Annotated in this window: 25 protein-coding genes; 13 read left to right on the top strand and 12 right to left on the bottom strand. The window is 72.6% G+C overall.

From position 1 onward, the window contains the following. Positions 1–16 precede the first annotated feature (16 nt). From ACFYWM_RS22610 to ACFYWM_RS22580, 7 genes are all read right to left on the bottom strand, one after another. On the bottom strand, positions 17–1,276 hold the full coding sequence (locus ACFYWM_RS22610) for a VWA domain-containing protein (RefSeq protein ID WP_389917407.1): 1,260 nt from the start codon (positions 1,274–1,276) through the stop codon (positions 17–19). A gap of 32 nt (positions 1,277–1,308) precedes the next feature. Beyond that, positions 1,309–2,196, bottom strand: a complete 888-nt coding sequence (locus ACFYWM_RS22605; RefSeq protein ID WP_389917406.1) for an AAA family ATPase — start codon at positions 2,194–2,196, stop codon at positions 1,309–1,311. 38 nt (positions 2,197–2,234) lie between these two features. Continuing rightward, positions 2,235–2,537: an EthD family reductase gene (locus ACFYWM_RS22600; RefSeq protein ID WP_389917405.1), complete on the bottom strand. Its 303-nt coding sequence runs from the start codon at positions 2,535–2,537 to the stop codon at positions 2,235–2,237. A gap of 55 nt (positions 2,538–2,592) precedes the next feature. Next, positions 2,593–3,600 (bottom strand): xanthine dehydrogenase family protein molybdopterin-binding subunit, encoded by a 1,008-nt coding sequence (locus ACFYWM_RS22595; RefSeq protein WP_389917404.1) that lies wholly within the window; start codon positions 3,598–3,600, stop codon positions 2,593–2,595. A gap of 3 nt (positions 3,601–3,603) precedes the next feature. Next, a complete protein-coding gene (locus ACFYWM_RS22590) occupies positions 3,604–4,992 on the bottom strand; it encodes a xanthine dehydrogenase family protein molybdopterin-binding subunit (protein WP_389917403.1) in 1,389 nt (462 codons plus the stop codon). After that, positions 4,989–5,489 carry a (2Fe-2S)-binding protein gene (locus ACFYWM_RS22585; RefSeq protein ID WP_389917402.1) on the bottom strand — a complete coding sequence of 167 codons (501 nt, stop codon included), beginning with the start codon at positions 5,487–5,489 and terminating at the stop codon, positions 4,989–4,991. Before ACFYWM_RS22585 ends, ACFYWM_RS22590 begins: the two co-directional genes overlap by 4 nt. A gap of 104 nt (positions 5,490–5,593) precedes the next feature. After that, positions 5,594–6,397, bottom strand: coding sequence for an FAD binding domain-containing protein (locus ACFYWM_RS22580; protein ID WP_389917401.1), 804 nt, complete (start codon positions 6,395–6,397; stop codon positions 5,594–5,596). A 139-nt stretch (positions 6,398–6,536) separates the two neighbouring features. Between ACFYWM_RS22580 and ACFYWM_RS22575 the strand changes: the two genes are divergently transcribed. From ACFYWM_RS22575 to ACFYWM_RS22560, 4 genes are all read left to right on the top strand, one after another. Further along, positions 6,537–7,238, top strand: coding sequence for a GntR family transcriptional regulator (locus ACFYWM_RS22575; protein ID WP_389917400.1), 702 nt, complete (start codon positions 6,537–6,539; stop codon positions 7,236–7,238). Between the two features lie 224 nt (positions 7,239–7,462). Next, positions 7,463–7,723: a hypothetical protein gene (locus tag ACFYWM_RS22570; protein WP_389917399.1), complete on the top strand. Its 261-nt coding sequence runs from the start codon at positions 7,463–7,465 to the stop codon at positions 7,721–7,723. Between the two features lie 181 nt (positions 7,724–7,904). After that, entirely contained in the window at positions 7,905–8,885 is a 981-nt protein-coding gene (locus tag ACFYWM_RS22565; RefSeq protein WP_389917398.1) for an RNA polymerase sigma-70 factor, read from the top strand. A gap of 4 nt (positions 8,886–8,889) precedes the next feature. Then, positions 8,890–9,663, top strand: coding sequence for an SDR family oxidoreductase (locus ACFYWM_RS22560; protein ID WP_389917397.1), 774 nt, complete (start codon positions 8,890–8,892; stop codon positions 9,661–9,663). 37 nt (positions 9,664–9,700) lie between these two features. Here ACFYWM_RS22560 and ACFYWM_RS22555 read toward each other — a convergent pair whose 3' ends face one another. From ACFYWM_RS22555 to sigJ, 4 genes are all read right to left on the bottom strand, one after another. Beyond that, positions 9,701–10,495 (bottom strand): pyridoxamine 5'-phosphate oxidase family protein, encoded by a 795-nt coding sequence (locus ACFYWM_RS22555; protein WP_389917396.1) that lies wholly within the window; start codon positions 10,493–10,495, stop codon positions 9,701–9,703. A gap of 166 nt (positions 10,496–10,661) precedes the next feature. Then, on the bottom strand, positions 10,662–10,817 hold the full coding sequence (locus tag ACFYWM_RS22550; RefSeq protein WP_386264473.1) for a hypothetical protein: 156 nt from the start codon (positions 10,815–10,817) through the stop codon (positions 10,662–10,664). A 322-nt stretch (positions 10,818–11,139) separates the two neighbouring features. Continuing rightward, entirely contained in the window at positions 11,140–11,604 is a 465-nt protein-coding gene (locus ACFYWM_RS22545; protein ID WP_389917395.1) for a carboxymuconolactone decarboxylase family protein, read from the bottom strand. After that, positions 11,601–12,503, bottom strand: a complete 903-nt coding sequence (gene sigJ / locus ACFYWM_RS22540; protein ID WP_389917394.1) for an RNA polymerase sigma factor SigJ — start codon at positions 12,501–12,503, stop codon at positions 11,601–11,603. The genes ACFYWM_RS22545 and sigJ overlap by 4 nt, the downstream gene beginning before the upstream one ends. A gap of 75 nt (positions 12,504–12,578) precedes the next feature. Between sigJ and ACFYWM_RS22535 the strand changes: the two genes are divergently transcribed. From ACFYWM_RS22535 to ACFYWM_RS22495, 9 genes are all read left to right on the top strand, one after another. Then, positions 12,579–16,118: a protein kinase gene (locus ACFYWM_RS22535; RefSeq protein ID WP_389917393.1), complete on the top strand. Its 3,540-nt coding sequence runs from the start codon at positions 12,579–12,581 to the stop codon at positions 16,116–16,118. Positions 16,119–16,344: 226 nt separating this feature from the next. Then, positions 16,345–17,103 (top strand): SDR family oxidoreductase, encoded by a 759-nt coding sequence (locus ACFYWM_RS22530; protein WP_389917392.1) that lies wholly within the window; start codon positions 16,345–16,347, stop codon positions 17,101–17,103. A 72-nt stretch (positions 17,104–17,175) separates the two neighbouring features. Beyond that, positions 17,176–17,613 carry a cupin domain-containing protein gene (locus ACFYWM_RS22525; RefSeq protein WP_389917391.1) on the top strand — a complete coding sequence of 146 codons (438 nt, stop codon included), beginning with the start codon at positions 17,176–17,178 and terminating at the stop codon, positions 17,611–17,613. A 145-nt stretch (positions 17,614–17,758) separates the two neighbouring features. Then, complete coding sequence (locus tag ACFYWM_RS22520) at positions 17,759–18,031, top strand: hypothetical protein (protein ID WP_389917390.1); 273 nt, start codon at positions 17,759–17,761, stop codon at positions 18,029–18,031. A 143-nt stretch (positions 18,032–18,174) separates the two neighbouring features. Then, positions 18,175–19,410: a ferritin-like protein gene (locus ACFYWM_RS22515; RefSeq protein ID WP_389917389.1), complete on the top strand. Its 1,236-nt coding sequence runs from the start codon at positions 18,175–18,177 to the stop codon at positions 19,408–19,410. A gap of 88 nt (positions 19,411–19,498) precedes the next feature. Further along, positions 19,499–20,737, top strand: a complete 1,239-nt coding sequence (locus ACFYWM_RS22510) for a protein kinase (protein WP_389917388.1) — start codon at positions 19,499–19,501, stop codon at positions 20,735–20,737. Positions 20,738–20,794: 57 nt separating this feature from the next. Then, positions 20,795–21,040 (top strand): hypothetical protein, encoded by a 246-nt coding sequence (locus ACFYWM_RS22505; RefSeq protein WP_389917387.1) that lies wholly within the window; start codon positions 20,795–20,797, stop codon positions 21,038–21,040. A 93-nt stretch (positions 21,041–21,133) separates the two neighbouring features. Then, the gene (sthA, locus tag ACFYWM_RS22500) at positions 21,134–22,537 is read left to right on the top strand and encodes a Si-specific NAD(P)(+) transhydrogenase (protein ID WP_389917386.1); all 1,404 of its coding nucleotides are present in this window, start codon (positions 21,134–21,136) and stop codon (positions 22,535–22,537) included. 95 nt (positions 22,538–22,632) lie between these two features. Next, positions 22,633–23,175, top strand: coding sequence for a hypothetical protein (locus ACFYWM_RS22495; protein ID WP_389917385.1), 543 nt, complete (start codon positions 22,633–22,635; stop codon positions 23,173–23,175). Positions 23,176–23,206: 31 nt separating this feature from the next. On the opposite strand, the gene ACFYWM_RS22490 is transcribed toward ACFYWM_RS22495, so the two are convergent. Then, positions 23,207–24,229 (bottom strand): hypothetical protein, encoded by a 1,023-nt coding sequence (locus tag ACFYWM_RS22490; protein WP_389917535.1) that lies wholly within the window; start codon positions 24,227–24,229, stop codon positions 23,207–23,209. Positions 24,230–24,246: the final 17 nt, after the last annotated feature.

Genomic DNA, 24,246 nt, shown 5'->3' with positions numbered 1-24,246 from the left:
TTGGTCGAGGGGGACGTCATGAGCGGATTCCCCCGGGTCCCGGGGCGGGCCACCGCCTGGCCGCCGCGCGCCGGGGGCCGGACAGCACCGCCGGGAGGCGGCGGACCTCCGCGAGGGCGGTGGGCAGGTCGCGTACGCCGCCGAGGTGGTCGAGGTGGGGGAGCTGGGCGGCCATGGCGCGGGTGACCGGGCTGTAGCCGGGGGAGCACGCCAGCGGCGACCACCAGACGAGCCGGTGCCCCAGCCGGGACAGGCGCGCGGTCGCGCGGACCATGGGGGCGCAGTCACCGCGTTCGAGCCCGTCGGACAGCACGATCACCAGCGCGCCCCTCGCGAGCGCCACGAACCGCGGGACGTCCAGGAACTCCCGCAGCGCCGCCCCGATCGCGGTGCCGCCGTCGGCGTCCGTCACCCGCTCGGACACCGCCCGCAGTGCCCGCCCGGTGTGGGGGTGAGACAGCGCGGAGGTGATCCTGGTGAGCCGGGTGCCGAAGGTGAAGACCTCGGTGCGGGCCGGGGCCGCGCGCAGCGCCGTGTGCGCCAGGCGGAGCAGGTCGGGGGTGTGCCGCCGCAGCGAGCCGGAGACGTCGACCAGGATGAGCAGGCGGCGCGGGCGCGGGGGCCGGGCGCGGCGGCGCAGCTCGACGATCTCCCCGTCGTGGCGGTGCGCCCGCCGCCAGGCGTGCCGCACGTCCAGCCGGTCGCCGGTCCGCGCCGGTCGCCGCCGTCTCGACGGGGTCGAGGGCAGCGCGGCGGGCCAGGCGGCCTCCAGGGCCCGGGTGACCGAGCGCCACCGGTCGCCGTCCGCGTCGAAGTCCCGCCTGCCGTACGTGCTGGTCGTGCTGGCCTCGACGCCGTCGCCGGGCCGCACCTCCCGCGGGGCGGGGTCGTCCTCGCCCGGCCCCTGGGGGGCGGGGGCCTCGCTCTCCCCGGCGGGGGGTGGGGGTACGTCGTCCTGGGGGCCGCCCCGCCGGAACCACGCGGTGAAGACCCGGTCGAACGCGGCGAGTTCCCCGATGTCGTGCAGCAGGGTGATCCGGGCGTACCAGTACAGGGCGGTCAGGTCACGCGGCGGCGACTCGCCGACGATCCGCAGCAGGTCGGCCTGTTTCGGCAGCGCGGTGGTCACACCCGCGGCGCGCAGCGCGGACAGGAACCCCCACACGTGCCCGGCCGCGAGGGCGACGGGCTCGGGGGCGCCGGGTGGCCTCCCCGCGAGGGCGGCGGACCCGGTGTCACCGGAAGGCTCCCCCGCGAGGGGGACGGACTCAGGCATCGCCGGAGGGTCTTCCCGCGAGGGCGGTGGGGTCAGGCATCGCCGAACAGCTCCTCCGCGTGCCCGAGGAGCAGCCGGGTGTCCTCCTCGTCCTTGATGAGCAGGCCGAGGGCGCGGCGCAGCGCCACGGGCCAGGGGCTGCCGCCCTCGGCCAGGGCCACCGCGCCCCTGGCCCACTCCACGGACTCGGCGATGCCGGGCCGTTTGAGCAGCGGCAACGCGCGTACCCGCTGGACGGCTCGTACCAGCCCCTCCGCGGCCCGCTCCTCCAGGCCGGGCACGGCCGCGCGCAGGATCGCCCGCTCGCGGTCGACCTCGGGGAAGGCGATCCAGTGGTAGAGACATCGCCGCTTGAGCGCGTCGTGCAGCTCGCGAGTCCGGTTGGAGGTCAGCACCACGACCGGCGGCGTGCGCGCCCCGATGGTGCCCAGCTCCGGGACGGTGATCTGGAAGTCGCCCAGGAACTCCAGCAGGAACGCCTCGAACTCGCTGTCGGCGCGGTCGATCTCGTCGATCAGCAGGACCGCGCCGCGATCGGCCTCCAGGGCTCGCAGCAGCGGCCGCCGCAGCAGGAACTCCTCGCGGTAGAGGTCGCCGACCTCCTGGCCCCGGCTCTCGGCCACCCGGACCTGCAGGAGCTGCTTGGGATAGTCCCACTCGTACAGAGCCTGTCCGGAGTCCAGCCCCTCGAAGCACTGGAGCCGGATGAGCTCCCGGCCGACGACGCGCGAGAGCACCCTGGCGACCTCGGTCTTCCCGACGCCGGGCTCTCCCTCCAGCAGCAGCGGGCGGCCCAGCCGCAGCGCCAGGTGGACGGCCGTGCAGAGGCCCTCGTCGGCGAAGTACCCCTCCCGTTCGAGCGCCGAGGCGAGCGCGCGCTCGTCCAGGAGACGGCCCGGCGAGGAGGCCCCGGTGCCCACCGGAGATCCGCCGGGTACCGGGGAGGCCCCGACGGGCGTCACAGTTGCGCGTGCTCGGTCGTGAGCAGGTGGATCCGCTGGGTGGTGTGCGCGGCGGCGTCGGCCGCGGCGGCCTTGCCGTGCTCGGAGCCGAACGCGGCCACTCGGGCGGCGTCGTCGTCGAAGTAGAGCTCGTTCACCGAGTCGAACGCGGCGTCCTCGCCGTTGCTGACGCTCACCGTGTACTTGCGCAGCCCGGGAAGCTTCCTGGCGAACTCGACGTGGTCCTCCACGACCCACTTCGCGAACTCCTCGTGGGACAGGTGCTCCGCGCGCTTGAGCAGCGAGACGACTTTCAGCATGGGTATCGGTTCCTCCGGATCGGATGGGTTCTCAGGTGTTCGGGTACTCGGGTGTTCAGGCGTTCCCGCGCAGGGCGTCCAGCCCGCGCAGGACGCGTTCGGGGGTGAAGGGCATCGCCGTGATGCGCACGCCACAGGCGTCGAAGATGGCGTTGGCGATGGCCGGGATCGGCGCGTTGGCGGTCATCTCGCCGATGCCCTTGGCGCCGTAGGGGCCGTTGCCCGCCGGGCGTTCCAGGAACAGGCTGTGCTGTACGGGGATGTCGGCCGGTCCCGGCATGAGATAGTCGGCGAAGTCGCGGGGCCCGTGGTCGCGCCGCGGGTAGTAGGGCTCGGTCGTCTCGAACAGGGCGTGCGACATGCCCATCCAGGCCCCGCCCTCGACCTGCTGGGTCGCCATCGCCGGGTTGAGCGCCCGGCCGATCTCGTAGGCGTTGTACAGCTCCAGCACCTCGACCGTCCCGGTCTCGTCGTCCACCTCGACGACGGCGACCGTGCACGCGTGCGCCTGGCAGGAGTCGGGGTCCATCTCTCCCGTCTCGGGCACCGGGGTGCTCGGCTCCTTGAGGAAGATGCCGCGTCCGGAGATCGTGCGGCCGTGCTTGAAGTGCGCGGCCAGGGCGAGGTCGGTGATGTGGATGCTCGGCTCCTCCGAGCCCTTGAGCTTGATGAGGCCGGTGCCGTCGGTCTCCAGGTCCCCGGCGTCGACCTCCAGCTCCTCGGCGGCGACCTCCAGCATCACGCCGCGCGCCTCGGCCGCCGCCATGATGACGGCGTTGCCGACGCGGTGGGTGCCCCGGCTGGCGAAGGTCCCCATGCAGTGCGGTCCGGTGTCGGTGTCGGCGGTGTTGACCAGGACGTTCTCGATCGGCAGGCCGAGGGTCTCGGCGGCGCACTGCGCGGCGATCGTCTTGATGCCCTGGCCGAGGTCCACCGAGGAGAGCGTGATCACGAACGTGCCCGTGGTCGTGGCGTGGATCAGCGCCTGTGAGGGGTCGCCGCCGAGGTTCATGCCTGTCGGGTAGTTGACCGACGCGTATCCGCGCCCGCGCAGCCTGGCCATGGCCTACAGCCCCTCTCGCGTCGTGGAGGACATCCGGCGGTACGCCTCGGGCAGCTCGTGCCCGGACATCTCCGCGGCCTTCTGGATCACTTCGACCAGCGCGGTGCCCTCGGCGACCTTGCGGTGGGCCTTGAGGTCCCCGTCGCGGTAGGCGTTGAGGAGGCGCAGCTGCAGCGGGTCCATGGACAGGGTCCTGGCGACCCGGTCCATCTGCGACTCCAGCGCGAAGTCGCCGATGGTCACGCCGAACCCGCGCATCGCGCTGGACGGCGTGCGGTTGGTGAACACGCAGTGGCAGTCGGCCCACACGTTCGGGATCGAGTACGGGCCCGGCAGGTGGGCGGCGGCCTTGGTGGTGCCGTACGGGGTGTGCCGGGCGTAGGCGCCGGAGTCGACGTACAGCGTGACCTTGCGGCCGACGATCCGGCCGTCGTCCATCACGGCGTCCTTGATGTAGATGCGCTCGGCCGCGCGCGGGGAGGAGACCTGCATCTCCTCGTACCTGCTGTAGACGAACCTGACCGGGCGGTTGGTCACCATGGCGGCCACGCACGCGACCGGCTCGACGACGACGTCGACCTTGCCGCCGAAGCCCCCGCCGACCGTCCCGCCGACGACGCGCAGCTTGTTGAACGGGGTCTCCAGGATGAGCGCGGTGTTGTCGAGGGTGAAGAAGCACGCCTGGGTGTCGGAGTGGATGCGCAACCGGCCGTCGGCCTGCGGGACCACCACGCAGCCGGTGGTCTCGGTGGGCGCCTGCTCGATCGGCGCGGACTCGTAGCGCCACTCGAAGACGTGGTCGGCCTCCGCGAACGCCTTCTCCACGTCGCCGAACCGGATCCGCCGGCAGTGGTGTCCCTCGTAGGTGAAGTAGTTGCGGCCGTGGTACTCGTTGACGATCGGCGCCCCCTCCGCCAGGGCCTCCTCGACGTCGAAGACCGGGGGCAGGTCCTCGTAGTCGACCCTGATCCTGGCCGCGCCCTCCAGGGCCGCCGCCTCGGTCTCGGCGACCACCGCGCAGATCGGCTCGCCGAGGTAGCGGACCTTGTCCACGGCGAGGATCGGCTCGTCGTCCGGCCCGACGCCGATCAGCTTGAGCGGGGTGTAGATGTTGTTCGGGATGTCGGCGTGGGTGAGGACGCGCGTGACGCCGGGCACCTCCAGGGCGCCGCTCAGGTCGACGCTCCTGATCCTGGCGTGGTGGCGGGCCGAGCGGTGCATCTTCAGGTGCAGCATCCCGCGCGGGGCGACGTCCTCGAAGAACTCGGTCCTGCCGGTGACGTGCCCCAGCGCGTCGGAGCGCTGGACGACCGAGCCGATGACGGTGAAGCCGTCGTCCTCGCGCTCGGTGGCGAAGGAGCCCTTGTCGATGGGGGCGAGCCGGTAGGTCATCGCGACACCGTCCCTTCGGCGCTCTCCTCGCGCCTGCGCCTGGCCGCGTCCAGGATGGCGATCATGATGGGCTGGTAGCCGGTGCACCGGCAGACGTTGCCCGAGATCGCCTCGGCGACCTCCTCCCGGCTCGGGTCCGGGTTGCGGTCCAGCAGGTCCTCGGCGACCATGATCATCCCTGCCGTGCAGAACCCGCACTGGGTGGCGAAGTTGTCGACGAAGGCGCTCTGCACCTCGTCGAGGTCCCCGTTCGCGGCGACCCCCTCAAGGGTGCGGACCGAGCAGTCCGAGACCGTTTCCACGGCGACCAGGCACGCCGTCACGGGCCGGTCGTCGACCAGCACGGTGCAGGTGCCGCAGCTGCCCTGCGAGCAGCCGCGCTTGGCCGCGGTGAGCCCCAGCGAGTCGCGCAGGGCCGCCAGGAGGGTGGTCCCCGGCCTGGCGATGAACTCCCGGGGTTCGCCGTTGACGACGAGCGAGACGATCTGTGACGACATTGTCCGGCCCTTTCTGGGGGGTGGGCACGTGATGGGGAGGCGGGCGCGGGGACGGTCGGGGGAAGGCTCGGCGCGGGGAGGCGGGGGAAGGCGCGCGGGGAAGGCTAGGGGATGAAGGCCCGGCGCAGGTGTACGGGCAGGACGCGTGCCCGGTACCAGGCACTGGCGTAGGCGTCGTCGAAGGGCGCCGTGTCGGCGCGGGCCGCCTCCCCGGCCTCGGTCAGGACCTCGGGGCTCAGCGGGCGGCCAGCCAGCAGCCGCTCGGCCGACACCGCGCGCACCGGGCGCGGGGCGACGCCGCCGAGCGCGATCCTGGTCGAGGCCACCACGCCGTCCTCGACGCGGGTCACGGAGGCGACGGTCACGATGGACGCCGAGTTCAGCCTGCGGCGCATGGCCTTGTGGTAGTACCAGGTCCCCGGTTCGGGCAGGGCCGCCGTCACCGCCGTGACGAACTCGCCCGCGCCGACCCCCGAGGCGAGCACCTCGGCCACCGGGGCGTCGCGCCGCCCGTCCGGCCCGGCGATCTCGCACACCGCGTCGAGGGCGAGCAGGCAGACCGCCAGGTCGCCGTACGGCTGCGCGACGAACAGGTTGCCGCCCACGGTCGCCAGGTTGCGGATCGTCGGGGAGGCGATGGTGCGCAGCGCCGGACGCAGGAAGGCGAGGCCGGGGTGCTCCTCGATGGACGACAGGGGAGCCGCCGCGCCGATCCTGGCCACGCCGTCGCGGACCTCGATCCCGGACAGCCCGGCCCTTCGCAGGCTGATCAGCTCGCTCCCGGTCGCGGCCCCGCCGCTGACCAGCGGCATCACGACGGTGCCGCCGCCCATGATCCAACCGCCCCTCGCCGAGTGGACCGCCACGGCCTCGGCGGACTCTGGCACGTGGACCGCCTGGATCATCATGTCCGGACCCCCTGCGTTACAAGCGGGTTAACTATCGATAATTGATTATCGGAACCGTAGGCTGAGATCTGTCCTGGAGTCAAGGGGAGGTCAAGAGGAGATCGATGAGCGAGAATCGATACTCGGTAGGATGCGCTCCATGACCGAGGAGACGACGGGGGAGACGACCGGGGAGCCCGCCATGCTGCCGCGGCTGACGCTGTCGCGGCAGATCCGTGACTCGCTGGTCAGCCGGATCGTCTCAGGCCAGTTCAGGCCCGGTGAGCGGCTGGTGGAGACGCGTCTCGCGGCGACGTACGGCACGAGCCAGGCCCCCGTCCGCGAGGCGCTGCGCGAGCTGGAGGTCATGCGGCTGGTGGAGACGCTGCCGCGCAGGGGCACGTTCGTGCGCCCGTTCGTCCACGAGACTCTCAGGGAGAGCTACGTCGTGCGGGCCGCGCTGGAGGAGACGGCCATCCGGCTGGCGCTGCTCGCCGGGACCGTTCCGGTGGAGGCGCTCGGATCGGACGTGGCGGCGATGCGGGCCGCGGCCGTCGCGGGCGACGGGGAGGCGTCCATGCGGGCGAGCGTGTCCTTCCACCGGCGCATCGTCGAGGCCGCCCGCAACGAGCTGCTCAGGCTCTCCTGGGAGGGCCTGCAGATCGAGGCGCGCACGTCGGTCACGATGCTCGCCACCGGCGTGGACCTCCACGACATCGCCCGCGACCACGCCGAGCTGCTCGCGGTGATCGAGCGCGGCGACCTGGAGACGGCCTGCAAGCACGCCCGCGACCACCAGTGGCACTACGCCGACCTGCCGCACGACGCCCACGGCCGGATCCGCGACACCGCCGCCGGCTGAATCACCGCATATCCAAGGATTCACGCTTGGAACCCGATCACCGGGGTAGCCGGGTCTGGCTGTCGTCATCACCGGCCGGAACGGCGGGTGCCCGATCCTTGTGAGGGGCCGGCGCCCGCCGCGGCACGGACGGCGAGATCGCGCGCGGCGCGGGAGCCCGCACGATCCCACCGCCCGGGCCGGGAGGTGGGGGACGCGGACACGTTTCGACGAAGGGTGAGATCGTGACGAGCAACTCCGGACAGACCGGTTCCGAGGCGGCGTCGGCCGCGGCCAAGACGCTGGCCGACCCCAACGCGACCGAGGAGGAGAGGTCCGCCGCCGCCAGCGCGCTGTCGCAGGCCCCGGAGAGCCACGGGGAGACCGGCCAGGAGGCGGCGTCGGCCTCGTCCAGGACGCTGTCGGACCCGGACCAGGGCGCCACGGAGAAGTCCGCCGCGGCCAGCGCGCTGTCGCAGACGCCGGAGAAGGCCGGCGAGAAGTGACGATCGCGGCTGCCCGGAGGTCGTCTCCGGGCAGCCCGCTCGCCGTTCGGGGTGTCACGCGGTCGCCACGAGGTCGCGTCCCGGCGGCAGGCGGTTCGGGGCGTCATGAGGTCGTCATGAGCCCAGGACGGCTCGCCGTCCGAAGCGTCACATCGCCCAGCGGCGGAAGCCGCCCTCGGAGTTGAGCACCTGGCCGGTGATCCAGGCGTCGTCGTCGGAGGCGAGCCAGCGGACCAGCCGGGTGACGCGGGCGCACCGCCCGCCCGCGCCCTTCTGGCACCCTGGTCGGGTGAGCGAGGAGTTCGAGGAGTTCGAGGCGGAGCGGCCGAAGATGTTCGGCCTGGCGTACCGGATGCTCGGGTCGGCCGGCGAGGCCGAGGACGTCGTCCAGGACGCCTACCTGCGCTGGAGCGGCGCCGAGCGCGCGAGCATCGTCACGCCCGGGGCCTGGCTGGCCAAGGTGGTCACCAACCTCTGCCTCAACCGGCTGTCCGCCGCCCGCGCCACCCGCGAGCGCTACGTCGGCTTCTGGCTCCCCGAGCCCGCGCCGACCGGCGCGCTCGGCCCGCTGGAGAGCGCCGAGCAGCGTGACGCGGTGTCGATGGCCTTCATGCTCCTGCTGGAACGGCTCACCCCCGCCGAGCGGGCCGTGTTCGTGCTGCGCGAGGCCTTCTCGTACGGGTACCGCGAGATCGCCGACGTGCTGGACCTGTCCGAGGCCAACTGCCGCCAGCTGTACGGCAGGGCCCGGCGCAGGGTCGGCGAGGCTCCGAGGTTCGACGCCCCAGGCGAGCAGCGGCGCAGGATCGTCGAGGGGTTCCTGACGGCCGCCACGAGCGGTGACCTGGCCGGGCTGGAGCGGCTGCTCGCCGAGGACGTGGTCTCCTGGGCCGACGGCGGAGGCAGGGTGAAGGCCGCGCTGCGGCCGGTCACGGGCCGGGAGCGGGTCGTCCGCTACCTCGCCGGGGTCGCCGTCAAGTTCGGGGAGGGCGTGGAGTTCGGCCGCGCCGACCTCAACGGCCAGGAGGCGATCATCGCCTGGCGTGAGGGAGAGCTCGTCGCGGTCTTCGTGTTCGAGGTCTCCGGCGGGCTGATCGCCGGGGTGCGCACCGTGCTCAACCCGGAGAAGCTGTCACATCTGCGGGGGCTCACCGGTTCTTAGGGGCATGACGGAAAACATCCTTGTCACCGGCGGTACGGGCGCTCTCGGCCGCCATGTCGTGGACCGGCTCGGCGCGGCCGGTCACCCCGCCCGCGTGCTGAGCCGCACGCGCGGATCCCACATCGGAAACCTGGGGACGGGGGAGGGGCTCACCGCCGCCCTCGACGGGGTCGGCACGGTCGTCCACCTCGCCAGCGACCCGCGCGACCCCTCGGTGGACGTCGAGGGCACCCGCCGGCTGGTCGCCGCGGCGTCCCCGGGCACCCACCTGCTCTACATCTCCATCGTCGGTGTCGAGGGGCACCCGTACTCGTACTACCGGCGCAAGTACGAGGCCGAGAGGGTCGTCGAGGAGTCGGGGCTGCCGTACACCGTGCTGCGCACGACGCAGTTCCACAACCTGGTCCTGTTCGCGCTGGAGACGCTGGCGAAGGCGCCGGTCATGCCCGTTCCCGGCGGGACGAGGCTCCAGCCGGTGGAGGTCGAGGAGGTCGCGGAGCGGCTGGTGGAGCTGGCGCTGGGCGCGCCCGCCGGGAGGGTGCCCGACATGGGCGGCCCCGAGATCGTGAGCGTCGCAGGGCTCGCACGGACCTACCTGCGCGTCACCGGCCGGCGCAGGCCCGTCGTGTCGCTGCCCCTGCCGGGCCGGGTGGCCGCCGCCTTCCGGGGGGACGCCCACCTCGCGCCGGACCACCCCGACGGGCGCGGGACGTTCGCGGACTTCGTGTCGGCGACCTCGGGCCGGAGCGGGTACGGGTCCAAGGCGCCGGGGCGCTGAGCTCGGAGTCCGCGAACGTCCCGCCCGGACAGGCAGGTCAGGTGGCCCGTGTGCCCGCCCGGGCGGCGATGTGGTCGGGCGGGGCGATCCCGGCCGGGAGCAGGGGGTCGGCGACCGGGGCCAGCCAGGTGGTGGCCAGGGGCAGCCGGCCCGCCCAGAGCCCCAGCTCGGCGTCGGGCCCCTCGCCGTCGTCGGGGGGCCCCGAACTCACCTTGACCGACGCCTCGGCCAGGGAGATCGCGAGGATCGTCGTCGCGGCGAGCTCCTTGCGGCTGGGCCGCCTGGCGTAGTCCCACTGGCCGGGGGCGGCGTGCTCGGTCAGGGTCCGCAGCGCGGACAGTTTCTCCTCGCCCTCCAGGACCCTGGGCACGCCGTAGACCATCGCGGAGCGGTAGTTGACGCCGTGCTCGAACACCGACCTGGCCAGGACGAGGCCGTCCACGTGGGTGACGGTCACGCAGACCGTCCCCAGGCCCGCGCCCGCCGCGGCCCCTGACACGTCCGCGTCGGTGTCGGCGTCGGCGTCGGTGTCGGTGTCCGCGTCTTCGGATCCGGACCCGGACCCGGATCCGGACTCGGACTCGGGTCCGGCGGACCGCCGCGCGGGCACCCGGCCGGTCAGGCTCCTGCTGGTCACCGAACCGTGCACGTAGAGGTGGTCGGTGTCGAAGCCGTAGACCGTGGGGACCACCATGGGCACGCCTTCCGAGATCACTCCCAGGTGGCAGACGAACCCGGCGCCCAGCACTTCGTACAGGGCGGCGCGGTCGGTGCGGCCCTTGTGCCGCAGGCGCCGGTGCCGGGTGCGCTCGGTCGCGGACAATTCGCTCATGGAGCAGTATTCAACCAGGTGACCTGGGCGTCAGGACGCCTCGCACAACCCGTACGTAACCCGGACGTCACCGGTCGGGGCCGTCGCGGGAGGATCTGCGGCCAACCCGTGGCCCGAACGGAGAAAGACCCGCCGTGGCGGGTCTTTCGCGAGGAGGCCGGACGGGTCAGGCGGCGGAGGTGGGGCCGCTCGTCCGTGGAAAGCGCAGGACGTTACGGCCCGTGTAGGCGCTGAGGTCGACGACCTTGGCATCGCCGGTGACCCCCCGGCGTGTCGCGGAACGAATGTCCCTGATCTTGAGCCGTGCGACATATGGTGGCACGACCACAAGTCTCTTCATTGAGCCCCCCGGCGTGATTGTTCCGTTATAAGAAGTATCTACAGATCGCCGCATAAGACTGCCGTAAAGACCAGGTCAGTAGGGGAGTGGGCGCCCCGAGGGGGATCGCAGATCCAGGCCGGAGGCGCGGTCGCGGCGGTGCGGTCTCCGCCGCCGGGTGATCCTGGTGCGTCGCCGCATGATCTTCCCCCTTCCGGGGCTCGCCGTGCTCCGCGTCCTGTGACGCCTGTCCGCCGGTCGCTCGGACGCCCGGCCCGCACGGTCGCCCGTGCGAGCCAAACCTAGTCCGCCCCGCCCCTCCCGATCAACCGTTTCGGCTACGCAGGGTTCCCGCGACCATGCGGGTGGTGACGGCGATCCGGTTCCACGCGTTGATCGTCGAGATCGTCACGACCAGCGCGGCCAGCACCTCCGGCTCGTAGTGCCGGGCGGCCTCGTCCCACACCTCGTCCGGCACCGTCTCGCCGCGGTCGCTGAGCCGGGTGGCCTCCTCGGCCAGGGCGAGGGCCGCCCGCTCGGCGTCACTGAAGAAGGGGGTCTCGCGCCAGGCCGCCACCGCGAACAGCCGCTCGTCGCTCTCCCCGGCCGCCTTCGCGTCGTGGGAGTGCATGTCGACGCAGAAGCCGCAGCCGTTGATCTGGCTGACCCGCAGCTTGACCAGCTCCTTCGTGGCGTGCGGCAGCCCGCTCTCCGTCAGGTACCTCTCCAGCCTCAGCATGGCCCGATAGGCCTCGGGGGCGAGCTCGGCGACGTTCATCCGCTCTTTCATCGAACACTCCTCAGTTTCTCCGGGTTCATCACGATGTCGATCTCGGTGATCCGGCCCTCGGAGACGGTCAGCCCGTAGACGACGAGCCCCTTGCCCCGCACCCACAGCAGTCCGGCCCGGCCGTTGACCGTGGTCACCGCCAGACCCTCGGGGTCGCCGGACTTCCTGATGACCCCGAGCATGAAGCGGCCCACCCGGTCGGAGCCGCGGACCGGCCTCCGGGCCGAGCCGACCACCCCGCCGCCGTCGCTGCGCAGCACCACGTCCGGATCGAGCAGCGCCATCAGCGCGTCGATGCCGCCGCCGTCGCCGTCGTCGCCGTCGTCGCGGACGATCCGCGCGAAGGCCTCGACCACCCTGCGGTGCTCGGCCTCGTCGACCTCGAAGCGGGGCGCCCGCGCCGCGACGTGCCGGCGGGCACGGGCGGCGAGCTGCCGGCACGCGGCGGCGGAGCGCCCGACCGCGCGCGCCACCTCCTCGAACGACAGCCCGAACACGTCGTGCAGGACGAAGGAGGTGCGCTCGGCGGGGCTGAGCGACTCCAGCACCACCAGCATCGCCAGGCTCATCGACTCGTCCAGGGTCACCCTGTCGGCGGGGTCGCCCTCGCCCACCACCGGCTCCGGCAGCCACGGCCCGACGTACTTCTCGCGCCGTACGCGCGCCGAACGCAGTACGTCCAGCGCGAGTCTCGATACTGTGATCACCAGCCAGCCCGTGACGTCCTCGATCTCCGAACGCGCCGCCCTGCCCAGCCTGAACCAGGCATCCTGGACCACGTCCTCGGCCTCGTGGACGCTGCCGAGCAGGCCGTAGGCCACGCCGACCAGCCGTGGCCGGATGGCCGCGAACTCCGCCGCGAGAGCTTCGTCACCGTTCACGTAAGGAGGACGAGACATGTTCCAAGTGTGTGACATCGCCCGAACCTCGCCGTCTTCCCGGGCGTCCAACCCACCGGCGAACGGAGAGTGAGTTTGAGTACGACACTTATCGACGGTGACCCGCAGCGGCTGGGCGGCTACTGGCTGGCCGGGCGGCTGGGCGCGGGCGGCCAGGGCGTGGTCTACGAGGCGTACGACGCCGAGGGCACGCGGGTCGCGGTGAAGGTCCTGCACGGCGACGCCGGGACCGACCCCGAGCTGCGCGACCGGTTCGGCCGCGAGGCCGCCGCCGCTCGCCGGGTGGCCTCGTTCTGCACGGCGGGCGTGCTGGACGCCGACCTCGACGGGCCCAGGCCCTACATCGTCAGCGAGTACGTGGAGGGCCCCAGCCTGCGCAAGGCCGTCGCGGAGGGCCGCCGCTTCACCGGGGGCGACCTGCACCGCCTCGCGACCGCGATCGCCACCGCGCTGACCGCCGTCCACGAGGCCGGGGTGATCCACCGCGACCTCAAGCCCGACAACGTCCTGCTGGGCCCGGACGGCCCGCGGGTGATCGACTTCGGTGTCGCCCGCACCGAGGACATGTCGCTGACCGCGACCGGCATGGTGGCGGGCACCCCGACCTACATGGCCCCCGAGATCTTCATGGGCCAGCGCGCGACTGCGGCCGTCGACGTCTTCGCCTGGGGCGGGATCATGGTCTTCGCCGCGACGGGCGCCGACCCGTTCCGCGCCGAGAGCCTGGGCGGGATCATGCACCGCGTGCTGTCGGTGCAGCCCCAGCTGGACATGCTCCCCGAGCACCTGCGGCCGTTCGTCGCCGCCTCGCTCGCCAAGGACCCCGGGGCGAGGCCCACCGCGAGGGACCTGCTGCTCGCCCTGGTCAGCGGTGACGGCACCGCCGACACCCCGAGGCTGCTCGCGGCGGGCAGCGACGCCGGAGCCCGGATCCGCGCGACCTCGGCCGACCCCGCGCTCGGCACCCTCGCCGAGGACGCCTACGTCGCGCTCGGCCCCGCCGAGCGGGAGCTGGCCCCCGAGATCTTCCTGCGGCTGGTCACCGTGACCGACGAGGACCAGCTGATCGTGCGCCAGGCGCAGTGGGCCGAGCTCCTCGACGGGCGCCGGGAGGGCGAGGCCGCCGCGGTACGACGCCTGGTGGAGGTCTTCGCGTACCTGCTCGCCCACGACGACCGGGAGGTGTGGCTGTCGCGGCCCGCGCTGCCGCAGGCCTGGCCCAGGCTGCGCGCGTGGGTCCAGGCCAACCGGGACGGCCTGGCCGTGCACCGGGGCATCCTCACCGCCGCGCGGCGCTGGCAGCTCCAGGGGCGCAGGGACGGGGACCTGTTCCAGGGCGGCAGCCTGGAGAACGCGATGCGCTGGGCGGCCACCGGGCGGCGCAACATCACGCTCAGCCCGGTCGAGCGCGACTTCCTGGAGGCGGGCGCCGCCCTCACCCGGCGCCGCGCCCGCAGGGGCAGGATGCTCTCGGGCACGCTGGCGGTGCTGCTGGTCGTCGCGCTGGCCGCCGGGGCGTTCGCGGTGCAGCAGAGCAGGGTGGCCGACGCGCGCAGCGCCGTCATCGCCTCCCAGCGCGACCAGGCGACGGCCGCCGGGCTCGCCGCGACGGCCGAGACGCTGCGGGTCGCCGAGCCGGTCACGGCGATGCTGCTCAGCGTGGCCGCCTGGCGGCTGTCGCCGGTGGTCGAGGCGAGGGCGAGCCTGGCCGGTTCGCTGGCCCAGCGGGAGACGGCGACCTTCCGCGACCCGGCGACGGGGATACAGACCCTCAGGGAGCTGAGCGCCGACGGGCGCACCCTCGTCAGCGCGAGCGACGGCGAGGCACGCGTCTGGGACGTGCGCACCGGCAGGCGCACCGGCGGCCTCACCGGGATCGGCGGCGAACTGCGCGGGATCGCGCTGAGCCCGGAGGGCGGAAGGCTCGCCGTGATCAGCGGCGAGAGGCTGAGGATCTGGGACGTGCGGACCGGCAGGCCGACCGGCGCCGTCATGCGGGTCCAGGGCCTGACCGCGGGCGGCGACACCGTCGCGTTCTTCGGACGGTCGGAGGACTGGCTGCTGGTCAGGCAGGGAGAGGGGTTCATCGCCTGGAACATCGTGACCGGCCAGAGGCGCTCCCCGATCGGGGGAGTCATCAGCGCCGACGTCTCGGCGGACGGGCGCGGGCTCGCGGCCGGGGGCATCAGCCGCGAGGCGGTGGCCTTCACCCTGGGAGACCTGCGCAGGATCCCGCTGGGGGGCCTCTGCGGCCTCTGCTCCCCGAGGGTGGCCTACAGCCCGGACGGCGCGACCGTCGCCGTCGGCAGGGGGAGAAACATCGAGCTGCGTGACGCGTTCACCGGGGAGAAGCGGGACACCGGCTTCGAGGAGGGCGCGACCGACGAACTCGTCTTCAGCTCCGACGGGCGCTTCCTGGCCACGGCGACGAATACGGCCCTGCGGCTCTGGCGGGTCCAGGACGGCAGGCTGCTGCTCACCCAGCGGATCGACGCGTACGAGCCCGTCGTGGCCTTCGACCCGGACGGGCGCACCCTGCGCTACCTCACGGAGGACGCGGTGACGAGCCTCGACGTCTCCGCGCTGACCAGACCCGTCACCCTGAAGGGGCCGGGGACCCACTGGGCGGCCCTCAGCCCCGACGGGCGGTTCCTCGCCTCCAGGGCGGACGGGGCGAGCGAGGTCGTGATCCGCGACGTCCGGCGGCGCGAACGCCTGGGCTCGCTGGACGTCGGGCCCGAGGGCGACGACGGCTACTTCAGGATGGCCTTCAGCGCCGACGGCGGGCGGCTGGCGGTCAACGGCGGCATGGACAAACCCTGGCTCACCGTCTGGGACACCTCCACCTCCAAGCGGATCACCGTCGCCACCCTCACCCGCAGCGGTTCGGCGGAGGCGGTGGCGATGAGCGCCGACGGCACCGCCGTGGCCTCGTACACCCGCTACTACGACGCCGCGACGCAGCCCGAGGGGGAGATCCACGTCTGGGACGTGCCCAGCGGGCGGCTCCGCTGGTCGCGGCCCCAGGAGACGGTCGAGAAGCTGGCGTTCACCCCGGACGGCGCGGCGCTCGCGGTCGCGGGAGGCGAGCACCGGCTGCTGGACGCGGGCACCGGCAAGCCGTTCGGCGACACCTACGGCTCGTCCACCATCCGCATCCCGGCGGTCGCGTTCGCCTTCGGCGCGGACGGTGCCCGCTTCACCGTCGCCGACCAGGAAGGGCGGATCTCGGTGTTCGAGACCCGGGGCAGGAAGCGGGTGGGCGAGATGATCCGGGGCGAGGAGGGGACCGGGGTCGGCCTGACGTACTCACCTCGCGGCGACGTCATCGCCGCGGCGGTGACCGAGCGGTCGGTGGGGATCTGGGACGTCGGGACCGGGCGCCGTCTCGGCCCGCCGGTCGCCGCCCAGACCGGCGATCTCAAGGCGCTGGTGTTCAGCCCCGACGGTGCCCGGCTGATCGCCGTCGACTCGGCGGGCACCCTGAGCGAGTATCCGGTCGAGCCGGAGGCGATGGCGCGGGCGGTCTGCGAGCGCGCGGGCCGCACCCTGACGCGCGAGGAGTGGCGCACCTATCTGGAGGACCTGCCCTACCGGGACGTCTGCCCGGCCTGAACGATCTTCGCAGGGCGGGACGAGGCCGGGGCTTCCCGCCTCGCCCGCCCGTCCCGGCGCGGGTTTTGGAGTTACTTGGGCGAGAGCCTGCCCTGTGACGGCTCTCCGCCGGGAATTTCACGATCAGGGGGATTTTGCCAGGGAGCTGTCACAGGCGCGGAAGCTGTCCTGTCTTAGCTGGTTACCGGATGGCGAGGGACGCTCTCGGGGGACAGGAAGGCATCTCATGAGGATCGTGGTAATCGGCGGCACCGGTCTGATCGGATCCAAGCTCGTGGCCAGGCTCGGCGAGCAGGGGCACGAGGCGGTGGCGGCCTCGCCCAACACCGGGGTCAACACCCTGACCGGCGAGGGGCTCGCCGAGGTGCTGGCCGGCGCCCAGGTGGTGGTCGACGTGTCGAACTCCCCCTCCTTCGAGGCCGCCGCGGTGCTGGAGTTCTTCGAGACCTCCACCCGCAACCTGCTCGCCGCCGAGGCGGCCGCGGGGGTGGGGCACCATGTCGCGCTGTCGGTGGTGGGCACCGAGCTCCTGGCCGAGAGCGGCTACTTCCGGGCGAAGATCGCCCAGGAGAAGCTGATCGAGAACTCGTCGATCCCGTACTCGATCGTGCACGCGACGCAGTTCTTCGAGTTCGCACACAGCATGGCCGACGCGGCCACCGACGGCGGCACGGTCCGGATGGCGCCGGTCTTCTTCCAGCCCGTCGCGGGCGACGACGTCGCCCGGACGGTCGGCAGGGTCGCGGTGGGCACCCCGCTGAACGGCAGGGTCGAGGTCGCCGGGCCCGAGCGCTTCCGGATGGACGGCTTCTTCCTGGACGCCCTGGCCGGCTGGGGCGACCCTCGCGAGGTCGTCACCGACCCGCACGCCCGCTACTTCGGCGCCGAGCTGGACGAGGCGACCCTCGTGCCGCAGAGCAAGGACGCGCTGCTCGGCGAGATCCGCTACGGCGACTGGCAGAGCCGTCCCGCCACCGGAAAGTAGCGCCCCGCCGGGCACCGGCCCGGCTCCACCACCCATTCGTCACTTCGTCACTTCGTCACGGAGGTACTTCCCATGCCGGACAACGACGCGCCGCACACCGGGCAGAGGCCGAGATCGACCGTGTGGCAGACGGCGGTCACCACGCTGCAGGAGGCGGAGCCTCCGTTCATCCCCGAGGGGGCGCACGCGATGACGATCGTCATCGAGTACCCGCCCGGGGATCCGGGCACGCCGCCGCACCGGCACTCCGGCCCGGCGTTCGGCTACGTGCTGGAGGGCGAGATGCTGTTCGAGCTGGAAGGCGAGCCCGAGCGCGTCATCCGGGCAGGGGAGGTTTTCTGGGAGCCGGGCGGTGACGTCATCCACTACCAGGACGGCAACAACCGCGACGACGTCCGGGTCCGTTTCACCGTCACGATGCTGTGCGACCCCGGCAAGCCGATGCTCACCCTGGTGGACGACGAGGAACTCGCCCGGCGCGAGGACCGCCGCGCCCCCCGCGGCGCCTGAGCCACGGACGGGCCCCCGCCGCGGCGCCGCCGCCGGCGACCCGTCCGGCTGGACATCCACCCGAACCACCATGACGTTCACCCGAACCACCATGACGTTCCCCTGAACCACCATGACGTTCACCTGAACCACAACGGAGGAAAAGATGGGCACCCCGACCGGCGAGAACGGCTTCCTGTACGAGCTGGAGGTCGAGGTCGAGGAGGAACTCACCCTGGTCGAGTCGAGCCACCCGGAGGAGGCCATGGACCTGCCGGTCACCGAGTGGCTGTTCGATCCGGCCGACGCCCAGCGCGACGAGATCGGCCTGCGCGGCCTTCTCGGCGCGGTCGAGGCGCTGGAGGGCGGCCCCCACCTCGATGGCTCCCACCTCGACGGCTCCCACCTCGACGGTCCTCCCCCGGACGGACGCGCCTGAGAAACCCGCCCCGAGCCGGCCCAGCGATCCCCGCCCCGAGCCGGTCCGGCGGCCCCCGCTCCGAGCCGGCCTGGCGGGAGCCCGTCCCGAGCCGGCCCGGCGCCGGTGGAACCGACCTCTTCGACAGCCGAAGCGAGACACTCATGAATCCCTCAGAATCGCAGGAGACAGCCGCTGCTCCCTCGTCAGCACGGATCGACACGCTCGAAAGCCTGCGCGGACACCTCCAGTGGGCGATCGAGCTGGAACACGCGACCCTGCCCCCGTACCTCTACGCCCTCTACTCGCTCGACCCGGAGCGGAACCCCGAAGCGGTCGAGCTGGTGAGCGGCGTCTTCGTCGAGGAGATGCTCCACCTGGCGCTGGCCGCGAACCTGCTCAACGCCGTCGGCGGGCGGCCGCTGCTGGACACCCCGCAGATGCTGCCGCCCCATCCCCGGCCGATGCCCCACGGGGACCGTTCCCTGCAGCTGTCACTGGTCCCGTTCGGCGCGGAGGCGCTCGGGATGTTCCTCCGGATCGAACGGCCCGCGCCGCCCGGCGCCCCCGTGGAGGGCGACGGCTACGAGACGATCGGGCAGTTCTACGGCGCGATCGAGGAAGGGCTGCGCCACCTGTGCGCCCGGCTCGGCGAGCGGGAGGTCTTCCGCGGCGACCCGGCCCGCCAGGCGACCGCCGAGCACTTCCGGCACAGCGCCGGGCGGCTGGTCGCGGTCAGGGACCTGGCGTCGGCGCTGGCGGCGCTGGAGGAGATCGTCGAGCAGGGCGAGGGCATGGCTCACGCCGAGGTCTGGGACGGGGACCAGGACGTCCTCCATCCCGGCCGGGAGGAGGTCGCGCACTACTACCGGTTCGAGGAACTCAGGGTGGGCCGGCGCTACCGGCGTGGCGACACCCCGCGCTCGGGGCCCACCGGCGCGGCGATCCCCATGGACCTCGCCGGCGTCCGTCCGATGCGGCGCAACCCACGTCTCTCCGACCACGCTCCGGGCAGCCCGATCCGGATCGCCCAGGAGAGGTTCAACCACACCTACTGCGCCGTCCTGCACCAGCTCGAACAGGCCTTCAACGGCAGCCCGGAGACGCTCACGGTCGCGACCGGCACCATGTACGCGCTCAAGACGCAGGCCCTGGCCCTGATGCGGATGCCCGACGAGGGAGGCAGGACGGCCGGTCCGACCTTCGAGTACGTGGCACCCGAACTCCGCGAGGTCCCGGCGACCGGCGACGGATCGTCGTGCCTCGCGACGGCCCGTACGTCGTGCGCGGCGGGGTCCCGCCCGGACGCGAACGCGAGACCGTCCCCGGCCTCCGAGGACGGCGACGCGCTGACAGCGCGGCGGCGATCCGATCCGGCCCGGCCGGGACCGCGGCCGTAGCCGCGCCTCGCCTCGCCTCGATGTGCGTCCCCGTCACTCGCCCCTCGTCAAAGGAAACATTCTTTCCGCGGGTCGCATCAAACACCGCATGAGAGTGGCGAAGGACTTGATCGTGGGCGACCCGTGGCGGCTGGGCGGCTACCGTCTCGCCGGGCGGCTGGGGACGGGTGTCCTGGGCGTGGTCTACGAGGGGTACGACCAGGGCGGGGGACGGGTCGCCGTGCGGGTCCTGCACGGCCGCCCGGGGGACGGTGCCCCGGCCGAGGCCGCCGCCGCCCGCCTCGTCACCTCGTCCTGCACGGCGAACGTGCTGGACGCCGACCTCGACGGGCCCAGGCCGTACATCGTGAGCGAGTACGTGGAGGGCCCCAGCCTGCGCCGGGCCGGGCGGGTCTTCGGCGACGACGACCTGCGCGGTCTCGCGGCCGCGGTCGCCACCGCGCTGACCGCCCTCCACGACGCCGGGGTGGTCCACCGCGACCTCACGCCCGACAACGTGATCCTCGGCGGGGACGGTCCCAGGGTCACCGGGTTCGGGATGGCCCCCGGGCGGATGACGTCGCTGACGGCCGGCAAGCTCAGGACGCGCGTGCCGTCGTACACGGCGCCCGAGGTCTTCACCGGCGGCGCGGCGGGCCCGGCCGCCGACGTGTTCGCCTGGGGCGGGATCGTGCTGTACGCCGCGACCGGAGAGGACCCGTTCGCCGCGGGCAGCCTGGGCGCGGTGATGCACCGCATCCTCTCGCTCGACCCCGACCTGGGCTCGCTGCCCGGCTTCCTGCGGCCGCTGGCCGCCGCGGCGCTCGCCAAGGACCCCCGCGCCAGGCCCGCCGCCCGCGACCTGCTGATCGCCCTGCTCCCCGGAGGCGCCCCGGACCCCGGCACCGCGGCGCTGCTTCGGGCGGGGACCGAGGTGGCCGCCGGGATCCGTACGGCCTGCGACGACCCCGGGCTGGGGGCGCTGGCCGAGTCCGCGTACGCCGCGCTCGGCCCCGCGGACCGGGAGCGCGCGCCCGCGGTGTTCCTCAGGCTCGTCGCCCTCGCCCCCGACGGGCAGCCGGTCGCCCGCGAGGCCAGGGTGCCCGCCGGATCCGAGCGCGTCCTGCGCGGCTTCGCGGGGCTGGTCGCCCACGAGGGGGACGAGGCGCGCCTGGTCCACCAGGCGCTCCCGTACGCCTGGCCGCGCCTGGGGGAGTGGGTCGAGGCCAACCGCGCCCGCCTCGCGGCGCGCGACAGGTTCGACCGGCTGCTTCCCCTGCTGCCGGTCGCGCTGATACTGGCACTCGTGGTGGTCGCCGGGGCACTCATGGCGGGACGGGTGGTCTGACCTGCGGATACCTGGGTAGAACCTTCACCGGGAATGCCATTGGTCTTCGGGGGAAACATGGCGAGCTGTGAGACGTGCGGTAACGACTACGACATGAGCTTCGAGGTGCACGCCCAGGGCAAGGTGCACATCTTCGACAGCTTCGAGTGCGCGATCCAGCGGATGGCGCCCATCTGCGAGCACTGCGGGGTCCGGATCGTCGGGCACGGCGTCGAGGCCGGGCAGCGCTGGTTCTGCTGCGCCCACTGCGCGAGGAAGGAGGGGGCGACCGCGATCGTGGACAAGGTCGGCGCGGAGGTGTGAGACATCCGGCGTGAGGCGGTGTTAACGAGACTGACACGATCCGGTGTTCCATGAGTCTGGCTGAGATCGCCTCCTGCCCTCACACTGGGGCCTATGTGGGATTTTGACGTCCTCGTTCTCGGGTCCGGGCCGGGCGGGCAGAAGGCCGCGATCGCCGCTGCGAAACTCGAACGGCGTGTCGCGCTCGTCGAGCGGCGCAACATGCTCGGCGGGGTCTGCATCAACACCGGCACCATCCCCTCCAAGACACTGCGCGAGGCCGTCCTGCACCTGACGGGCCTCAACCAGCGCGGCATGTACGGCCAGAGCTACCGGGTGAAGGACGAGATCACCGCGGCCGACCTGGGGATCCGCACCCAGCACGTGATCGGCCGCGAGATCGACGTGATCCGCAGCCAGCTGTCGCGCAACCACGTGACGACGCTCAACGGGCACGGCCACTTCGTGGACCCGCACACGATCGGTGTCGTCGACGAGCACGGCCACGAGACCAAGGTCACCGCCGACAAGATCGTCATCGCCACCGGCACCCGCCCGGCCCGCCCCGACACCGTGGAGTTCGACGGCCACACCATCATCGACTCGGACGGCATCCTGCAGCTGCAGGACATCCCCGACTCGATGGTGGTCGTGGGCGCCGGGGTGATCGGCATCGAGTACGCCTCCATGTTCGCCGCGCTGGGCACCAAGGTGACGGTGGTCGAGCGCCGTGACCGGATGCTCGACTTCTGCGACCTGGAGATCGTCGAGGCGCTCAAGTACCACCTGCGCGACCTCGCGGTGACCTTCCGCTTCGGCGAGACCGTCGCCGCCGTGGAGCGCCGTCCCCGGGGCGCGCTGACCGTGCTGGAGAGCGGCAAGCGGATCCCCGCCGAGACGGTGATGTACTCGGCCGGACGCCACGGCATGACCGACGAGCTCGCTCTGGAGGCCGCGGAGCTCGCCGCCGACGCCCGGGGCCGCATCCAGGTCGACGAGCACTACCGCACCACCGTGCCGCACATCTACGCCGTCGGCGACGTCATCGGGTTCCCCTCCCTGGCCGCCACCTCCATGGAGCAGGGCCGCATCGCCGCCCACCACGCCTGCGGGGAGCCGCTGCGCGGCATCCACCACCTGCAGCCGATCGGCATCTACACGATCCCCGAGATCAGCTTCATCGGTCCCACCGAGGACGAGCTGACCGCCTCCCACGTTCCCTTCGAGGTCGGCATCTCCCGCTACCGCGAGCTGGCCAGGGGCCAGATCATCGGCGACACCTACGGCATGCTGAAGCTCCTGGTCTCCCCGGACACCCGCGCCCTGCTCGGCGTGCACGTCTTCGGCACCGGCGCCACCGAACTCCTGCACATCGGCCAGGCCGTCATGGGCTGCGGCGGCACCATCGACTACCTGGTCGACGCCGTCTTCAACTACCCCACCCTGGCCGAATCCTACAAGGTCGCCGCCCTGGACGCCATGAACAAGCTCCGCCGGGTGGCCCGCTTCGAGCTCTGATCCCTGTTCGCCCCCGGGGGCGGAGGCCGGGTCGCCCCCGAAACGATGATCGAATACCGCGGACCCGGGCCGCTCTCTGTGGTGAAATATGCCGAATGGAGAGAGCAAGGCAGCTGGTGGGCGAGATGCTGATCCACTGCTTCGTGATCGTCCTGCTCACCGGCGGCTTCCTGGCGTTCTTCTTCACGCCCAGCGGCCGGATCGTGGCCTACGACGGCCTCTACGGGCCGCTGCGGGGCGTCCCCATGAGTGCCGCCTACGACTCGTTGCTGAAGATCAGCTTCGATGTGCGCGGCGGCCTGTTCGTGCGGGGGCTGCACCACCATTCCGCTGTCCTGCTCGGCCTGGGAACCGTCGTCTGGCTCATGCTCGGCCGGTTCCGGTACGCGCTCGCGGTGCTGGGTCTGGGCGCGCTCGCCGGGCTCTCCGGCTACGGGGCCACCGACGACCTGCTGTCAGGGACCTTCCTCGGAAGGCTGCCCGTTCCCCTGTGGTACGGCCTGCACCTGCTGACGGCCCTGGCCGTGGGCACCACCCTGGTGATCTCCTCGCGGCGGGAGGCGGCCCAGCGGCCCAGAACGCTCCCGTTCGTGGCACTGAGCTTCGGCCTCACCCTTCTGGTGGTCTTCTGGCTCTGATCCGCCACCTGCCCGTGGTGGGATTTTCCTTTCACACCCCGTCTGCCGATGTCGCCGTCTGCTCCGTCATCGCGTGAGTCAGCTCGTCGGCGAGCCCGTTCAGGTGGTGGGCGCGGGCGTCGGCGAGCATCATCCGCAGGTCGCTCGCCACGCGCCGGGATCGAACACCGGTGGCGTCCCGTACGGCCTGGCGCGCCTCGTGTTCACCGGCTTCGCGGTCTCCGGCGCGCATGTGCAGGACGGCCAGCCGGGTACGGCAGCGCAGCCCGGTCCGGGTGCGGCCGGAATCCAGCCGGTTCAGGGTGGAGGAGAGGCGTTCACGCGCCCGGGTGTCCTCGCCCAGGGAGAACAGGGCCAGGCCCAGGGCGCTGTCGTGGTGCCCGGGGGAGACGGTGATACGCCGTGCCCATTCGGGAGACGACGCCGAGCGCGGTCTGGTCAGTGCCTCCTCGGCCAGGTACACATGTCGCAGCCCTGCCTGGCGGTCGTGGGCGGCCGCGCAGTGGCGGGCGGCGACCGCGTGCAGGTTGGCGCGTTCGGCCGACCCGATCCGCTCGTCTCCCAGGGCCAGACGAAGGATCTCCACCCCTTCCCGAGGGCGGCCCGAATCGGTGACGACGGTCGACAGGTCCAGCATGACGTGGGCGCGCAGGTCCCGGTCGGCGCCGCGTGCGGAGGTGTCCAGCGCGAGCGTGAGCACCTTGGTGGCCCTGGCGGTGTCGCCCGCGTCGTAGACGGCCCAGCCGAGGCGATCGGCCAACAGACCGATGGCCGAGGACAGGCGTTCGCGAACCGGCGTTGTCATCGGCCTGTCCAGCAGCTCCATCGCCCAGCCGAGGGAGCCGCGCGCCATCGCCGCCGCCATGCTCCCGCCGTGGGCCAGGTCCATGCGGGTGTAGAGGTCGGCGGCGGCCTCGACCGCCTGGACCTCGGCGATGCCGACACCGGCCGGGTCCTCGTCGCCCGGACCGTCCAGCAGCCGGGCGAGCGGCTCCAGCGGGGCCGCCCCCACGGAGGCCGCCGCGATGATTCCCAGAACACTTCTGCGTTTCATATCTTCCTCGGTGTCCA

The sequence above is a fragment of the Streptosporangium sp. NPDC002721 genome (assembly GCF_042888905.1).
Classification (GTDB): domain Bacteria; phylum Actinomycetota; class Actinomycetes; order Streptosporangiales; family Streptosporangiaceae; genus Streptosporangium.
This window is presented reverse-complemented; position numbering and strand designations above follow the sequence as displayed.

Excerpts from the sequence above, each read along its gene's own strand:
- ACFYWM_RS22610 (WP_389917407.1), bottom strand. The coding sequence starts at position 1,276 with ATGCCTGAGTCCGTCCCCCTCGCGGGGGAGCCTTCCGGTGACACCGGG.
- ACFYWM_RS22600 (WP_389917405.1), bottom strand. The coding sequence starts at position 2,537 with ATGCTGAAAGTCGTCTCGCTGCTCAAGCGCGCGGAGCACCTGTCCCAC.
- ACFYWM_RS22595 (WP_389917404.1), bottom strand. The coding sequence starts at position 3,600 with ATGGCCAGGCTGCGCGGGCGCGGATACGCGTCGGTCAACTACCCGACA.
- ACFYWM_RS22590 (WP_389917403.1), bottom strand. The coding sequence starts at position 4,992 with ATGACCTACCGGCTCGCCCCCATCGACAAGGGCTCCTTCGCCACCGAG.
- ACFYWM_RS22585 (WP_389917402.1), bottom strand. The coding sequence starts at position 5,489 with ATGTCGTCACAGATCGTCTCGCTCGTCGTCAACGGCGAACCCCGGGAG.
- ACFYWM_RS22580 (WP_389917401.1), bottom strand. The coding sequence starts at position 6,397 with ATGATGATCCAGGCGGTCCACGTGCCAGAGTCCGCCGAGGCCGTGGCG.
- ACFYWM_RS22575 (WP_389917400.1), top strand. The coding sequence starts at position 6,537 with ATGACCGAGGAGACGACGGGGGAGACGACCGGGGAGCCCGCCATGCTG.
- ACFYWM_RS22560 (WP_389917397.1), top strand. The coding sequence starts at position 8,890 with ATGACGGAAAACATCCTTGTCACCGGCGGTACGGGCGCTCTCGGCCGC.
- ACFYWM_RS22555 (WP_389917396.1), bottom strand. The coding sequence starts at position 10,495 with ATGAGCGAATTGTCCGCGACCGAGCGCACCCGGCACCGGCGCCTGCGG.
- ACFYWM_RS22545 (WP_389917395.1), bottom strand. The coding sequence starts at position 11,604 with ATGAAAGAGCGGATGAACGTCGCCGAGCTCGCCCCCGAGGCCTATCGG.
- sigJ (WP_389917394.1), bottom strand. The coding sequence starts at position 12,503 with ATGTCTCGTCCTCCTTACGTGAACGGTGACGAAGCTCTCGCGGCGGAG.
- ACFYWM_RS22530 (WP_389917392.1), top strand. The coding sequence starts at position 16,345 with ATGAGGATCGTGGTAATCGGCGGCACCGGTCTGATCGGATCCAAGCTC.
- ACFYWM_RS22525 (WP_389917391.1), top strand. The coding sequence starts at position 17,176 with ATGCCGGACAACGACGCGCCGCACACCGGGCAGAGGCCGAGATCGACC.
- ACFYWM_RS22520 (WP_389917390.1), top strand. The coding sequence starts at position 17,759 with ATGGGCACCCCGACCGGCGAGAACGGCTTCCTGTACGAGCTGGAGGTC.
- ACFYWM_RS22515 (WP_389917389.1), top strand. The coding sequence starts at position 18,175 with ATGAATCCCTCAGAATCGCAGGAGACAGCCGCTGCTCCCTCGTCAGCA.
- ACFYWM_RS22510 (WP_389917388.1), top strand. The coding sequence starts at position 19,499 with ATGAGAGTGGCGAAGGACTTGATCGTGGGCGACCCGTGGCGGCTGGGC.
- ACFYWM_RS22505 (WP_389917387.1), top strand. The coding sequence starts at position 20,795 with ATGGCGAGCTGTGAGACGTGCGGTAACGACTACGACATGAGCTTCGAG.
- sthA (WP_389917386.1), top strand. The coding sequence starts at position 21,134 with ATGTGGGATTTTGACGTCCTCGTTCTCGGGTCCGGGCCGGGCGGGCAG.
- ACFYWM_RS22495 (WP_389917385.1), top strand. The coding sequence starts at position 22,633 with ATGGAGAGAGCAAGGCAGCTGGTGGGCGAGATGCTGATCCACTGCTTC.
- ACFYWM_RS22490 (WP_389917535.1), bottom strand. The coding sequence starts at position 24,229 with ATGAAACGCAGAAGTGTTCTGGGAATCATCGCGGCGGCCTCCGTGGGG.